This is a genomic window from Sphingomonas endophytica (assembly GCF_014199415.1).
GTDB lineage: Bacteria > Pseudomonadota > Alphaproteobacteria > Sphingomonadales > Sphingomonadaceae > Sphingomonas > Sphingomonas endophytica.
Window position 1 is genome coordinate 76912 of sequence record NZ_JACIJN010000010.1, and the last position, 12792, is coordinate 89703.

Genomic DNA, 12792 nt, shown 5'->3' on the forward strand with positions numbered 1-12792 from the left:
TCGGGTGCTCCCGTTAGAGGATCAGGGTCAGGAACTGGTTGTGCGGGCTGGGCCGGTAATCGGCGAAGGCGTCGCACGGCACGAAGCCTGCGCTGCGATACAGGCCGAGCGCCGGCTGGTGCAGCGCGGCGGTGCCGGTCTCCAGGCTGAGCCGACCATAGCCGCGCTCGCGGGCGGTGGCGACGACGTGCGCCAGCAACGCGCGGCCGACCCCGGTGCCGCGTGCCGCGGGCGCGGCGCGCATCGATTTGACTTCGCCATGATGCGGGTCGAGCGCCTTCAGCGCGACGAAGCCGACCAGCGTCTCGTCACGCCACGCGGTCCAGAACGTGACCTCGGGCGCGGAGAGTCCGGTCGCGTCGAGCGCGAAGGCGAATTCCGCCATTTGGCCGCGCAATTCGGCGAGATGATGCGCCAGCAAGGCGGCGACATGCGGCGCGGCGGGATCGTCCTTCCTGATCTGCATCATGAGCCCTGCTGCTTGTCCGTCGAATAGCTCCGATCTAGCAAAAGGCGCGACCGACACAACAGGAGAGCGCCCATGACGATCCGCCGCCGCACCATCGTCCATGACGGACCGGGCGGGCCGTTCGAGGGCGTGTTCGCCTGGGACGATGCCGACGCGACCCCGCGGCCGGGCGTGCTGGTGATCCCGAACGTGCTCGGGCAGAAGGAAAGCGACAACCTCAAGGCCGAGGCGCTGGCGGCGCTCGGCTATGCCGCCTTCGCCTGTGATCTGTTCGGACAGGGCAAGCGCACGCAGCGCGGCGAGGGGGCGAGCCGCTATATGGACGATTTGAACGCCGACCGCGCGTTGCTGCGCGAGCGGCTGCGCGCGTCGCTGGGCGCGCTGACCGCAGAGCCGGAGGTCGATGCCGAGGCCGTCGCCGCGATCGGCTTCTGTTTCGGCGGCAAATGCGTGCTCGACATGGCGCGCGCCGGGCTGCCAATCCGGGGCGGGGTGAGCTTTCACGGCGTCTACGATCGCCCGGACTGGCCGAGCGTCGATCCAATCACCGTACCGCTGTTGATCTGCCACGGCTGGGACGATCCGCTCGGGCCACCCGCGGCGGTGGTCGCGCTCGCCGACGAGCTCACCGCCGCGCGCGCCGACTGGCAGCTCCACGCCTATGGCGGGGCGGGGCACGCCTTCACCGATCGCGCGATGCCGGCGGGCCATGCCGGGTTCGGCTATGACGCGAAGGCCGACCGCCGCAGCTGGGAGGCAATGAGTCATTTCTTACAAGTTGCCTTCAAAAACAATGAGATCGTTGCTGAAGTCCCGGCGGCATAGTAGCGACCCTTGCTCTGGACGGCGGCTGAAGAACCGGCGCTGCCGGACGTTTTGCAGCGAGCCAGGGTTGGGGGCCGGGGGATTTGGGGATCACCGTTTATGCACCGGCGCCCACGCCGAGCGACGAGGCGGCGCGCGAGCGGGCGGTGATCGCGTCGGGCGCGCTGGACGCGCGCGACGACCCCGAATTGATCGGACTGGTCGAGCAGGCGCGGCAGCGGTTCGGGACCGGGATGGCGGCGGTGTCGATCCTGTCGCGCGACTGGCAATATCTGATCGCCGCGGCTGGCGTCACCTCACGAACCTACAGCCGGCGCATGTCGTTGTGCGGCCATGCGATCATCACGCCGCGTGCGGTCTTCTGCGTCGAGGACGCGCGCGCCGATCCGCGCTTCGCCGACAATCCGACGCTGATCGACGGCGGGCAGGTGCGATTCTACGCGGGCGCGGCGCTGGTCGATCCGGACCAGTTTCCGATTGGCACCTTCTGCGTCTTCGACCGGATTCCGCGCGACGATTTCGGCGCCTATGAGCAGATGCACCTCAAGCAGCTCGCCGATGCGGCGGTCGCGCGGCTGGCGGAGCGCCGGGCACCGTCCGCGCCGTGACGTGATCAGCCCGCCGCGGCGGCGCGGTGGTGGCGGATCACCTCGTCGATGATGAAGCGCAGGAACTTTTCGGAGAATTCCGGATCCAGTTCGGCGTCCTCGCTCAACTGGCGCAGCCGCGCGATCTGCGCCTCCTCGCGACCGGGATCGGCGGCGGGCAGACCGGTCTGCGCCTTGTAGGCGCCGACCGCCTGCGTGATCTTGAAGCGTTCCGCGAGCAGGCAGACCAGCGCCGCATCGATATTGTCGATGCTCTTGCGATAGCCCTTCAGAACGTCGTCGGTCATCACGGCTTCCCCGTCAAAGCGATAATGGTCATGCAGCGCGCGCTTGCGTTGCGCGCGTGCCTCCCCCTAAGGGCAGGAACAGATGAGCGCTACCTTGCACCGACTTCCCGGGCACACGCCCTCGCTCGATCCGATGATCGGGCTGGTCGCCGCCGACATGGATCACGTCAATGCCGTGATCGTGGAGCGGATGCGATCCGAAATTCCGTTGATCCCGGAGCTGGCCGGGCATCTGATCGCGGGCGGGGGCAAAAGGATGCGCCCGATGCTGACGCTCGCGGGCGCGCAGCTGGTCGGCTATGACGGCGACCGGCATCATCTGCTGGCGGCGGCGGTGGAGTTCATCCACACCGCGACGCTGCTCCACGACGATGTTGTCGACGGATCGGACCTGCGGCGCGGCAAGCGTACCGCCAACATCATCTGGGGCAATCCCGCCAGCGTGCTGGTCGGCGACTTCCTGTTCTCGCGCTCCTTCGAGCTGATGGTCGCGGGCGGCAACATGCGCGCGCTCGAGATCCTGTCGAACGCTTCGGCGGTGATCGCGGAGGGCGAGGTCAACCAGCTGACCGCGGCGCGGCGCGTCGATCTGCCCGAGGAACGCTATCTCGACATCATCCATGCGAAGACCGCGGCGCTGTTCGCCGCTGCATGCCGGATCGCGGCGGTGGTCGCCGAGCGACCGGCGGCGGAGGAGCTGGCGCTCGACTCTTACGGTCGCAACCTGGGCATCGCGTTCCAGCTGGTCGACGATGCGATCGACTATACCAGCGATGCGGGCACGATGGGCAAGGATGCCGGCGACGACTTCCGCGAAGGCAAGATGACCTTGCCGGTCATCCTCGCCTATGCACGCGGCGGCGACGAGGAGCGTGCGTTCTGGCGCGACGCGGTCGAGGGACGGCGGGCGAGCGATGCCGATTTCGCACATGCGATCGATCTGGTCCGTCGGACCCGTGCGGTCGACGATACGCTGGCGCGGGCGCGACATTACGGGCAGCGCGCGATCGAGTCGCTGGCGGGTTTTGCCGACAGCGCGATCAAGGAAGCGATGGTCGAAGCGGTCGAGTTCGCGGTCGCACGGGCTTATTGATTCTGGTCGATTTTTCGTGATTGCGAGCGTAGCGAAGCAATCCAGGGCGTCCTGATCCGGCCCTGGATTGCTTCGCTACGCTCGCAATGACGGGAGCATGCCGCATCATTGCCCCGGACTTGATCCGGGGTCCCGCTTCTTCTTGGCCCGCAGCGCCAAAAAGCGGGCCCCGGATCAAATCCGGGGCGACGGTGAATGGCTCAGTTCTCGTCGCCCATGCGCAGCGCTGCGATAAAGGCTTCCTGCGGGATGCTGACGCTGCCGTATTCGCGCATCTTCGCCTTACCCTTCTTCTGCTTTTCCAGAAGCTTGCGCTTACGCGTTGCGTCGCCGCCATAGCATTTGGCGGTCACGTCCTTGCGCATCGCACTGATCGTCTCGCGCGCGATCACCTTGCCACCGATTGCCGCCTGGATCGGAATCTTGAACAAATGGCGTGGGATCAGCTCCTTGAGCCGCTCGCACATCCCGCGTCCGCGCGTCTCGGCGGTGCCGCGGTGGACGATCATCGACAGCGCATCGACCGGCTCCTCGTTGACGAGGATGCTCATCTTGACGAGATCGCCCTCGCGATAGCCGATCTGGTGATAGTCGAAGCTGGCGTAACCCTTCGACAGCGACTTGAGCCGGTCGTAGAAGTCGAAGACGACTTCGTTGAGCGGCAGTTCATAGGTCGCCTGCGCGCGCCCGCCGACATAGGTCAGGTTCTTCTGGATGCCGCGGCGATCCTGACAAAGCTTGAGGATGCTGCCGAGATATTCGTCAGGGACGTAGATCACCGCCTCGATCCACGGCTCGCTGATCGACTCGATCTTGTTCGGATCGGGCATGTCGGCGGGATTGTGGAGGTCGATCTGGCCGCCATCGTGACTCAATTCAATCTGATAGACGACGCTCGGCGCGGTGGTGATGAGGTCGAGGTCGTATTCGCGGGTCAGCCGCTCCTGGATGATCTCCAGATGCAGCAGGCCAAGGAAGCCGCAGCGGAAGCCGAAGCCGAGCGCGGCCGAGGTTTCCATCTCGAAACTGAACGAGGCGTCGTTGAGCCGCAGCTTCGAGATACTCTCACGAAGCTTCTCGAAGTCATTGGCATCGACGGGAAAAAGTCCGCAGAACACGACCGGCTGGACTTCCTTGAACCCCGGCAGCGCCTCGGTAGCGGGGCGCTTGGCGTCGGTGAGCGTGTCGCCGACGCGCGCCTGCGCGACGTCCTTGATCTGCGCGGTGATGAAGCCGATTTCGCCCGGCCCGAGGTCGGTCAGTTGCTCGATTTTTGGGCGGAAGCAGCCGACGCGGTCGATCAGATGCGTCGTTCCGGCCTGCATGAACGTGACCTGCTGCCCCTTGCGGAGCGTCCCGTCCACGACCCGGACCAGAATCATCACGCCCAGATACGGATCGTACCACGAATCGACGAGCATTGCCTTGAGCGGTGCGTCAGCGTCACCCTTCGGTGCCGGAATCTTCCGCACGATCGCTTCGAGGATGTCGGGGATGCCGATCCCCGACTTGGCGCTGGCCAGCACCGCGTCGGAGGCGTCGATGCCGATCACGTCCTCGATCTCGGCACGGACCTTCTCGGGCTCGGCGGCGGGGAGGTCGATCTTGTTGATGACCGGCACGATCTCGTGATCGTGCTCGATCGACTGATAGACGTTGGCGAGCGTCTGCGCCTCGACGCCTTGCGCTGCATCCACCACCAGCAACGCCCCCTCGCACGCCGCCAGCGACCGCGACACTTCATAGGCGAAGTCGACGTGGCCCGGCGTGTCCATCAGGTTGAGCGTGTAGGTCTCGCCGTCATGCGCCTTGTAGGACAGGCGCACGGTCTGCGCCTTGATGGTGATCCCGCGCTCTTTCTCGATCTCCATATTGTCGAGCACCTGCTCGCTCATCTCACGGTCGGTAAGACCGCCGGTCGCCTGGATCAGGCGGTCGGCGAGCGTCGACTTGCCATGGTCGATGTGCGCGATGATCGAGAAATTGCGGATCGTGTTGAGCGGGGTGGTCATGATCTCCGCGCGCCTAGCGCAGCAATGGCGCAAGCGATAGGGGGGCGGCGATTTCCTGCGCATCGCAGCGGCGGCCGCCCCACGCCGCCGGCGACTTCTTCGTTACACACTCGGCGTGTAGATCGAGCAGGCAGGCGGGTAACGCACGTCATTGAAAATCAGGTCGAGCTTCTCGGCTCGATACGCTAGCGTTACGGTCAAGGCACACGTTTTGGGGGTGGGACGAAGATGAAGCGGCATGTGTTTCGGGCAGCGGCGCTGGCCGTGGCGCTTTCCTGGTGCGGAGCCCCCGCGGGCGCGCAGTTCGGCGGATTGAAGCTTGGCGATCTTGCGAAGCGGGCAGGTATCTCCATGCCGAGCCTGCGCAAGGAGCCGATCTCGACCAGTCTGCCCGACGCGCGCTGGGGCGATCCCACGCAGGACAATTTCACGCCCCCGTCCACCAGGCGCGAGCTGACCCAGCTGCAGCGAACCGCCAACGGGGGTTTCCTGCTGCAGGCCGGCTATTATCGCTTTCACGATCAGAGCTATTGCCTGCATGCCGGGACGCATGGTCCCGGCGGTGGTGACGGGTATCTGTATGCGCCGCCGCTCGGCTCAGCCAAGGACGCGGTGATCTCGATCGTCCGCGGCTCGGTCCAGCATCCCGAGATCGACCAGCATGTGATCCAGGCGTTGCTCTGGGCGATCCTGTCGCGGGCCAGGATCGAGGATCTGTCGGGCGAGCAGAAGATCGCCGCCTCGCAACTGTTGACCCCGCGGCAACTCGCCGGACTGAACCGCAACGTCGTGGACATGCTGTCGGCCGGGCCGATCGCGGACAATCTGCCGCGCGAAGTCAGAACCGTTTTGCAGGCGGAAGCCGACCTGCGGCGGATGCTGACCACGCCAGGTACAAGTTTCGGCGAACTGGAGCGCGTTGCCGTGCTCGCCGGCATGGCGCCGGCCGGACCGGGCAGCATCGCGGTGCCGACCGGTCGCTGGAGCCACCATCCCGACGGCTATTGGATCCGCTACCTTCCCAACAGCTACTCGAACACCGTCGTCGAACTCTGGGTGCCCGAAGGCGCACCCGGGATCGGGAAGGAATATGATCCGGCGACCCATATCGCGGTGCCGGGCAACACATCACGGCAGCGACTGATCCAGTCCGGCCGGCCGTACCGGAACGAGTGACGCCGCCGGCCGCCCCGGCCCGGTTCGTCGCCGCGCGACTGAGCCACGGCGGCGGCGGCATGGAGGCGGGTGGCGGCTACAGCGCGGCGCGGATCGCGGTCAGCGCGTTGAGATAGCGGCGCGAGCCTTCGCCCTGGATCAGCACCCATGGCACGCCGCGCCGCTCCAGCTCGCGGCGCGACAGGTCGAAGAAGCGCTGGCGTTCGCGGTGCGAGCCGAACATGCGGGTGCCGTCCTCCACCCATGGCAGGTCGATGTCGAACAGCAGGTAGAGATCGGCGGTGCCCTGCCAGCGATCGAACCACGGGTCGCGCCGTCCGAACATCATGTCCGCCCATACGGCGCTCATCAGCGGATCGGTGTCGAGGATCACCGGTCGCGCGCCGCTATCGAGCGCCGTGCGCGCCTTGGCGTCCTGCGTCTGGGCGATCACGACGAGATCGGCCATCGTCAGATCGGTGCCATAGGTCTCGCAATAAGTGCGGCCGAATTCGGCGACGCACAGCGAATCGAACTGCTGCGCCAGCCGGGGCGCCATCGTCGACTTGCCGGTGCTCTCCGGCCCGTGGAGACAGACGGTGCGCAACGTCATGCCGGCACCATCCGCCAGCCGGCACCGAGCGCGCGGCGCCAGTCGATCAGACCCCAGACCGCGAGCGCGAGATAGACGAGGTAGAGCCCGGCGAAGGGGTAGAGTCCCTTGGCGAGGTAGAGCGGCACCGAGGCGAGGTCGACCGCGATCCACAGCCACCAATTCTCGATCGCGCGCCGCGCCATCAGCAGTTGCGCCGCGACGCTGGCGGCCGCGATCCCGGCATCCCACCAGGGCAGGGCGGCGTCGGTCAGCACGTGCATCGCGCTGCCCCATCCGAGCCAGCACAGCGTGATCCCGCCAAGCCACATGGTGCGGGCACGGGTGCCGAGCATGTGGACGGCGATGTCGCCGCTGTGTGCCCGCGCGCGCCGCCAGTTGATCCAGCCGTACAGATTGGCGGCGGCGAAGAAGAGCTGGAGCAGGGCATCCGAATAGAGCCGCGCGCGGAACACCACGATCCCGAGCAGCGCGACCGAGACGATCGCGGTCGGGAAGGTCCAGATGCTGCGCCGCGCGGCCAGCGCGACACAGGCGATCCCGAGGGCGGTGGCGATCCATTCGGCAGCTGACATCACCGCGAAACCTAGCCGCGCACCGATGTAAAAACAGCTGTGATTCCCCGCTTGCGCTGCAAATTTCCGCTGATATAAGCCGCGCCCTGTCGACGGAACATCCGCTCGGCACCCTGGTCGGGGAATAGCTCAGCCTGGTAGAGCACTGCCTTCGGGAGGCAGGGGCCGGAGGTTCGAATCCTCTTTCCCCGACCATTTCCTTCGCCGCGGCCGCGCGGCACTATTCTTCCGCTGAAGCGTAGGGACGGCTCACCTTCAGGAGCGCGTTTCCGATGAGCGGACCCCGGTTATTCCAGCCACTTGAGATCGGCAGCCTGACGCTCGCCAATCGCATCGTCATCGCGCCGATGTGTCAATATTCGGCGGTCGACGGCGGCATGACCGACTGGCACACGATTCATCTCGGTCAGCTGGCGCTGTCGGGCGCCGGCATTCTGACGATCGAGGCGACCGCGGTCGAGCCGGCGGGGCGGATCAGCTACGGCGATGTCGGGCTGTGGGACGATGCAACCGAGGCGGCGATGGCGCGCGTGCTCGAATCGGTGCGGCGTCATTCCGACATGCCGATCGCGATTCAGCTGGCGCACGCCGGACGCAAGGCGTCGACCGACCTCCCGTGGAAAGGCGAGCGGCAGATCCCGGCCAGCGATCCGCACGGCTGGGAGACGGTCGCGCCATCGGCATTGCCCTATGATCCCAAGAACCCCGCGCCGGTGGCGCTCGACCGCGACGCGCTGGCGCGGATCCGCGACGCATTTGCCGAATCGGCGAAACGATCGGCGCGGCTCGGACTCGACCTGATCCAGATCCACGCCGCGCACGGCTATCTGCTCCACCAGTTCCTCTCGCCGCTCTCCAATCGGCGCGACGACGACTATGGCGGGTCGCTGGAGAACCGGATGCGCTTCCCGCTGGAAGTGTATGACGCGGTGCGCGCGGCGTTCCCGGCGGAGCGGCCGGTGACGGTGCGCGTCTCGGGCAGCGATTGGGTCGAGGGTGGCTGGGATGCCGAACAGACCGTCGCCTTCGCCGAGGCGTTGGAGGCGCGCGGCTGCGCGGCGATCCATGTGTCCAGCGGCGGGCTCGATCCGCGGCAGCAGATCCCGGTGGGGCCGAACTATCAGGTGCCGCTGGCGCGGGCGGTGAAGCAGGCGGTGTCGATCCCGGTCGTCGCGGTGGGTCTCATCACCGAGCCGCAGCAGGCCGAGGCGATCGTCGCGACCGGCGACGCCGACATGATCGCGCTGGCGCGGACGATCCTCTACGATCCGCGCTGGCCGTGGCACGCCGCCGCCGAGCTGGGCGCGCGGGTGAAGGCACCCGACCAGTACCTCCGCTCGCAGCCGCGCCAGTACAAGCATCTGTTCGACGTCGACGGCTCGGCGGAGGATTGAGGGCGACGCGATTGTCTTCGCCGGGGGCGGGTGTCATGAGCGTGGTCATGCGTTTCGTGCTTTCGCTGCTCGCCCTTTTGCTGATCGCCGGACCCGCGGCGGCGCAGGAGCGCGCGCCGCTGGTACTGGCGGCGGCGAGCATGCAGGAGGCGTTGACCGATGCCGCCGACGCATGGACCAAGGCGGGGCATGAGCGGCCGCGGCTGTCGTTCGCGGCATCGTCGGCGCTGGCGCGGCAGATCGCGGCGGGTGGGCGCGCTGATCTGTTCATCTCCGCCGACAGCGACTGGATGGACGATGTCGCGAAGCGCGGGCTGGTCGTGGCCGGAACGCGCGCGGTGCTGGTGCGCAACCAGCTGGTCGTGGTCTCGCGGCCGGGGCTGCCGCGAGTGGTCGCGACCAAGGGCGCGGCGCTTGGCAAGCTGCTGGGCGGTGGCGCGTTGGCGATGGCCGATCCGGACAGCGTGCCCGCCGGCAAATATGGGCGCGAGGCGCTGACCCGGCTCGGCGCGTGGAACGTGGTCGCGCCGCGCGTCGTGCGCGCGGAGAATGTTCGCGCGGCGCTGGCGCTCGTCGAGCGCGGCGCGGCACCTTACGGGATCGTTTATGCCACCGACGCGCGCGCCGCGACCGGCGTGCAGGTCGCCGGCGTGTTCCCGCCGCGCAGCCATGCGCCGATCGTCTATCCCATCGCGCGGCTGACAGCAGGCGAGAGCGCGGCGGCGGAGGGCTTCCGTCGCTTCCTGTTGTCGCGCGCCGGGCAGGCGATCCTCGCGCGGCGCGGTTTCTCGACGCGTTGAGCGAGCTGCTGCCGATCGTCCGGCTGACCCTGCTGGTCGGTGGCACCGCGACGCTGGGGGCGCTGCCGGTCGCGTTCGCGCTGGCGTGGGTGCTGGCGCGGTGGCGGTTTCCGGGCAAGGTGCTGCTCGACGGGCTGGTGCATCTGCCTTTGGTGGTGCCGCCGGTGGTGACGGGCTGGGTGCTGCTGCTCGCCTTCGCGCCGGCCGGGCCGATCGGGCGCGTGCTGGAGGCGGGGTTCGGGGTCAGCGTATTGTTCCGCTGGACCGGCGCGGCCATCGCCGCCGGAGTAATGGCGCTGCCGTTGATGGTGCGCGCGATGCGGCTGTCGATCGAGGCGGTCGACCGGCGGCTGGAGCAGGCGGCGCGGACGCTGGGGGCGACGCGCTGGCGGGCCTATGCGACCGTGACGCTGCCGCTCGCTGCGCCGGGGATCGCGGCGGCGCTGGTGCTGGGGCTGGCGCGCGCGATCGGCGAGTTCGGCGCGACGATCACTTTCGTGTCGAACGTGCCGGGCGAGACGCAGACCTTGCCGCTCGCGATCTACGCCGCGCTCCAGCGGCCGGGTGGCGAAAGCGAGGTATGGCGGCTGGCGGCGGTGTCGGTGGCGCTGTCGCTGGTGGCGCTGGTGGTGTCGGAGGCGCTGGTGCGGCGCGCGGGGCGGGGCGTGCATGTCCTTTGACGTCGATGTGGTGGCGCGGCGTGGGGAGGCGACGGTCGGCGCGCGCTTCGTGGCGGACGACGGGCTGACGGTGCTGGTCGGTGCGTCCGGGGCGGGCAAGACCAGCCTACTCGACATGATCGCCGGGCTGCTGCGGCCGGTGTGCGGGCACGTGCGGGTCGGCGGGCGGACGTTGTTCGATGCCGACTCCGGAATAGACGTCCCGCCCGAGCAGCGGCGCGCGGGCTATGTGTTTCAGGACGCGCGGCTGTTTCCGCACCGGCGCGTGCAGGCGAATCTTCTGTACGGCGCGCGCGATGCCGCGCGGCTGGCGGAGGTGGCGGCGACGCTCGACATCGCGCCGTTGCTGCGACGCTGGCCGCGGACGTTGTCGGGGGGCGAGGCGCGGCGGGTGGCGATCGGGCGGGCGTTGCTCAGCGAGCCAGCGTTCCTGCTGCTCGACGAGCCACTGTCGTCGCTCGACCCGGCGCGGCGCGAGGAGGCGATGCGCGCGATCGAGCGGGTCCGCGACGCGCGCGCGGTGCCGATCCTGATGGTGACCCATGACGCCGCCGAGGCCGAGCGGCTGGGGGACCGGGTGATTACGATCGGGTAGAGCGTTTGTCGTCTCCGCTCGCAATGACGAACGAGATCAGCGCAAGCAGCTGTCCAGCCCGGTGCGGCGGACCGCGCCGACGTAGCGCGCGATCTGGTTGCCGCGGCGGCGGACGAAGCCGGTCGGCGCAACCGCCTCGCGCTTCTTCGGCAGCGGAAGCACCGCCGCGATCCGCGCCGCCTCGACCGGGGTCAGCGTCGCGGCGCTGTGGTGGAAGTAGCGCTGCGCCGCCGCCTCCGCGCCATAAGTGCCGATCCCGGTCTCGGCGATGTTGAGATAGACTTCCATGATCCGCTGCTTGCCCCAGATCGTCTCGATCAGCAGCGTGAACCATGCCTCCAGCGCCTTGCGCAGATAGCCGCCGCCCTGAAAGAGGAAGGCGTTCTTCGCGGTCTGCTGGCTGATCGTCGAGCCGCCGCGGATCCGCCGGCCCTCGGCATTGTGCGCCGCCGCCCCGGCGATCGCACGCCAGTCGAAGCCGTGATGGCTGCAGAAGTGCGCGTCCTCGCCCGCGATCGCAGCGCGCGGCATGTCGGGATCGATTCGCGACAGCGGCGTCCAGTCCTTGGTCACCGAATGGCCGCCGACGAGGTCGCCCATCATCGTCATCGTGAACGGTACGGGCACGATCGCGTAGAGGCCGACCCATGCGAGCGACAGCACGACGAAACCGAGAACGATCTTGAACAGTAGGCGCAGCGCGGTGAACATGCCGCGCGTCGTACCGGCACCGGGCGGGGTCGCTCAACCCCTCCCGGTGCCCGATCATCGATCAGGCGGTGAGCAGCCGCTTGTCACCCGCGAGCCGCATCATCGCGCGCTGGAGCTTCTCGAACGCGCGCACCTCGATCTGGCGGACGCGCTCGCGCGACACGCCATAGACCTGGCTGAGTTCTTCCAGCGTCTTGGGATCGTCGGTCAGGCGGCGCTCGGTGAGGATATGCTTCTCGCGATCGTTGAGATCGCCCATCGCATCCATGAGCATGTCGTGGCGGACGTCCTTCTCCTGCTGATCGGCGACGACGCTGTCCTGCAAGGGCGCATCGTCCTGCAACCAGTCCTGCCACTGGCCCTCGCCATCCTCGCGCATCGAGACGTTGAGCGACGTGTCGCCGCCCATCGCCATACGGCGGTTCATGCTGACCACGTCCGCCTCGGTGACGCCGAGATCGGTGGCGATCTTCTGGACGTTCTCGGGCGTCAGGTCGCCGTCCTCGAACGCGTCGAGCCGTGCCTTCATGCGGCGCAGGTTGAAGAAGAGCTTCTTCTGCGCCGCGGTGGTGCCCATCTTCACGAGGCTCCACGAGCGCAGGATGAACTCCTGGATCGAGGCGCGAATCCACCACATCGCATAGGTGGCGAGGCGGAAGCCGCGATCGGGCTCGAACTTCTTCACGCCCTGCATCAGGCCGATATTGCCCTCGGAGATCAGCTCGCTGACCGGCAGGCCATAGCCGCGATAGCCCATCGCGATCTTGGCGACGAGCCGCAGGTGGCTGGTGACGAGCTGCGCCGCGGCGTCGGTGTCGCCATGCTCCTGAAAGCGCTTGGCGAGCATATATTCCTGCTCGGGCGCGAGGATCGGAAACTTCTTGATCTCCGACAGGTAGCGATTGAGGCTCTGCTCCCCGCCGAGCGCAGGAATCGTCGCGGGGACGTTGCTGCGGGTTGCCATGATCCTAAGTC

Annotated in this window: 15 protein-coding genes and 1 tRNA gene; 9 read left to right on the forward strand and 7 right to left on the reverse strand. The window is 67.8% G+C overall.

What is annotated here, in order from left to right:
* Nucleotides 1-13: 13 nt before the first annotated feature.
* Nucleotides 14-469, reverse strand: coding sequence for a GNAT family N-acetyltransferase (locus FHS97_RS14430; protein ID WP_343053464.1), 456 nt, complete (start codon nucleotides 467-469; stop codon nucleotides 14-16).
* A gap of 72 nt (nucleotides 470-541) precedes the next feature.
* Here FHS97_RS14430 and FHS97_RS14435 point away from each other — a divergent pair, with 72 nt between their 5' ends.
* Together FHS97_RS14435 and FHS97_RS14440 are read left to right on the forward strand one after the other, a co-directional pair.
* A complete protein-coding gene (locus FHS97_RS14435) occupies nucleotides 542-1294 on the forward strand; it encodes a dienelactone hydrolase family protein (RefSeq protein ID WP_184039379.1) in 753 nt (250 codons plus the stop codon).
* 83 nt (nucleotides 1295-1377) lie between these two features.
* Complete coding sequence (locus tag FHS97_RS14440; protein WP_184039382.1) at nucleotides 1378-1902, forward strand: GAF domain-containing protein; 525 nt, start codon at nucleotides 1378-1380, stop codon at nucleotides 1900-1902.
* Nucleotides 1903-1907: 5 nt separating this feature from the next.
* On the opposite strand, the gene FHS97_RS14445 is transcribed toward FHS97_RS14440, so the two are convergent.
* Complete coding sequence (locus FHS97_RS14445; protein WP_184039385.1) at nucleotides 1908-2189, reverse strand: chorismate mutase; 282 nt, start codon at nucleotides 2187-2189, stop codon at nucleotides 1908-1910.
* 82 nt (nucleotides 2190-2271) lie between these two features.
* On the opposite strand from FHS97_RS14445, the gene FHS97_RS14450 reads away from it, so the two are divergent.
* Entirely contained in the window at nucleotides 2272-3282 is a 1011-nt protein-coding gene (locus FHS97_RS14450; protein ID WP_184039388.1) for a polyprenyl synthetase family protein, read from the forward strand.
* Between the two features lie 200 nt (nucleotides 3283-3482).
* Here FHS97_RS14450 and lepA read toward each other — a convergent pair whose 3' ends face one another.
* Nucleotides 3483-5294 carry a translation elongation factor 4 gene (gene lepA / locus FHS97_RS14455; RefSeq protein ID WP_184039391.1) on the reverse strand — a complete coding sequence of 604 codons (1812 nt, stop codon included), beginning with the start codon at nucleotides 5292-5294 and terminating at the stop codon, nucleotides 3483-3485.
* Between the two features lie 351 nt (nucleotides 5295-5645).
* On the opposite strand from lepA, the gene FHS97_RS14460 reads away from it, so the two are divergent.
* Complete coding sequence (locus tag FHS97_RS14460) at nucleotides 5646-6470, forward strand: hypothetical protein (RefSeq protein ID WP_184039394.1); 825 nt, start codon at nucleotides 5646-5648, stop codon at nucleotides 6468-6470.
* Between the two features lie 76 nt (nucleotides 6471-6546).
* Here the strand turns inward: FHS97_RS14460 and FHS97_RS14465 are convergent, their stop codons facing one another.
* Nucleotides 6547-7062 (reverse strand): AAA family ATPase, encoded by a 516-nt coding sequence (locus FHS97_RS14465; RefSeq protein WP_184039397.1) that lies wholly within the window; start codon nucleotides 7060-7062, stop codon nucleotides 6547-6549.
* On the reverse strand, nucleotides 7059-7637 hold the full coding sequence (gene pnuC / locus FHS97_RS14470) for a nicotinamide riboside transporter PnuC (protein ID WP_184039399.1): 579 nt from the start codon (nucleotides 7635-7637) through the stop codon (nucleotides 7059-7061). The genes FHS97_RS14465 and pnuC overlap by 4 nt, the downstream gene beginning before the upstream one ends.
* A gap of 118 nt (nucleotides 7638-7755) precedes the next feature.
* Here pnuC and FHS97_RS14475 point away from each other — a divergent pair.
* The 5 genes from FHS97_RS14475 (at nucleotide 7756) to FHS97_RS14495 (ending at nucleotide 11106) form a co-directional block, all read left to right on the forward strand.
* Nucleotides 7756-7832, forward strand: a tRNA-Pro gene (locus FHS97_RS14475).
* A gap of 77 nt (nucleotides 7833-7909) precedes the next feature.
* On the forward strand, nucleotides 7910-9031 hold the full coding sequence (locus tag FHS97_RS14480; RefSeq protein WP_184039402.1) for an NADH:flavin oxidoreductase/NADH oxidase: 1122 nt from the start codon (nucleotides 7910-7912) through the stop codon (nucleotides 9029-9031).
* Between the two features lie 47 nt (nucleotides 9032-9078).
* Nucleotides 9079-9831, forward strand: a complete 753-nt coding sequence (gene modA / locus FHS97_RS14485) for a molybdate ABC transporter substrate-binding protein (protein WP_246346693.1) — start codon at nucleotides 9079-9081, stop codon at nucleotides 9829-9831.
* Complete coding sequence (gene modB, locus FHS97_RS14490) at nucleotides 9828-10511, forward strand: molybdate ABC transporter permease subunit (protein ID WP_184039409.1); 684 nt, start codon at nucleotides 9828-9830, stop codon at nucleotides 10509-10511. Before modA ends, modB begins: the two co-directional genes overlap by 4 nt.
* Nucleotides 10501-11106 (forward strand): ATP-binding cassette domain-containing protein, encoded by a 606-nt coding sequence (locus FHS97_RS14495; protein ID WP_184039423.1) that lies wholly within the window; start codon nucleotides 10501-10503, stop codon nucleotides 11104-11106. The genes modB and FHS97_RS14495 overlap by 11 nt, the downstream gene beginning before the upstream one ends.
* Before the next feature lie 36 nt (nucleotides 11107-11142).
* Here the strand turns inward: FHS97_RS14495 and mtgA are convergent, their stop codons facing one another.
* The gene (gene mtgA / locus FHS97_RS14500) at nucleotides 11143-11817 is read right to left on the reverse strand and encodes a monofunctional biosynthetic peptidoglycan transglycosylase (protein WP_184039426.1); all 675 of its coding nucleotides are present in this window, start codon (nucleotides 11815-11817) and stop codon (nucleotides 11143-11145) included.
* A gap of 61 nt (nucleotides 11818-11878) precedes the next feature.
* Entirely contained in the window at nucleotides 11879-12781 is a 903-nt protein-coding gene (gene rpoH, locus FHS97_RS14505) for an RNA polymerase sigma factor RpoH (protein ID WP_184039429.1), read from the reverse strand.
* Nucleotides 12782-12792 lie beyond the last annotated feature (11 nt).

What these genes read in the sequence shown, in the direction of transcription:
- FHS97_RS14430 (WP_343053464.1), bottom strand. Translation starts at nt 469, where the DNA reads ATGATGCAGATCAGGAAGGACGATCCCGCCGCGCCGCATGTCGCCGCC.
- FHS97_RS14435 (WP_184039379.1), top strand. Translation starts at nt 542, where the DNA reads ATGACGATCCGCCGCCGCACCATCGTCCATGACGGACCGGGCGGGCCG.
- FHS97_RS14445 (WP_184039385.1), bottom strand. Translation starts at nt 2,189, where the DNA reads ATGACCGACGACGTTCTGAAGGGCTATCGCAAGAGCATCGACAATATC.
- FHS97_RS14450 (WP_184039388.1), top strand. Translation starts at nt 2,272, where the DNA reads ATGAGCGCTACCTTGCACCGACTTCCCGGGCACACGCCCTCGCTCGAT.
- lepA (WP_184039391.1), bottom strand. Translation starts at nt 5,294, where the DNA reads ATGACCACCCCGCTCAACACGATCCGCAATTTCTCGATCATCGCGCAC.
- FHS97_RS14460 (WP_184039394.1), top strand. Translation starts at nt 5,646, where the DNA reads ATGCCGAGCCTGCGCAAGGAGCCGATCTCGACCAGTCTGCCCGACGCG.
- FHS97_RS14465 (WP_184039397.1), bottom strand. Translation starts at nt 7,062, where the DNA reads ATGACGTTGCGCACCGTCTGTCTCCACGGGCCGGAGAGCACCGGCAAG.
- pnuC (WP_184039399.1), bottom strand. Translation starts at nt 7,637, where the DNA reads ATGTCAGCTGCCGAATGGATCGCCACCGCCCTCGGGATCGCCTGTGTC.
- FHS97_RS14480 (WP_184039402.1), top strand. Translation starts at nt 7,910, where the DNA reads ATGAGCGGACCCCGGTTATTCCAGCCACTTGAGATCGGCAGCCTGACG.
- modA (WP_246346693.1), top strand. Translation starts at nt 9,079, where the DNA reads ATGCGTTTCGTGCTTTCGCTGCTCGCCCTTTTGCTGATCGCCGGACCC.
- FHS97_RS14495 (WP_184039423.1), top strand. Translation starts at nt 10,501, where the DNA reads ATGTCCTTTGACGTCGATGTGGTGGCGCGGCGTGGGGAGGCGACGGTC.
- mtgA (WP_184039426.1), bottom strand. Translation starts at nt 11,817, where the DNA reads ATGTTCACCGCGCTGCGCCTACTGTTCAAGATCGTTCTCGGTTTCGTC.
- rpoH (WP_184039429.1), bottom strand. Translation starts at nt 12,781, where the DNA reads ATGGCAACCCGCAGCAACGTCCCCGCGACGATTCCTGCGCTCGGCGGG.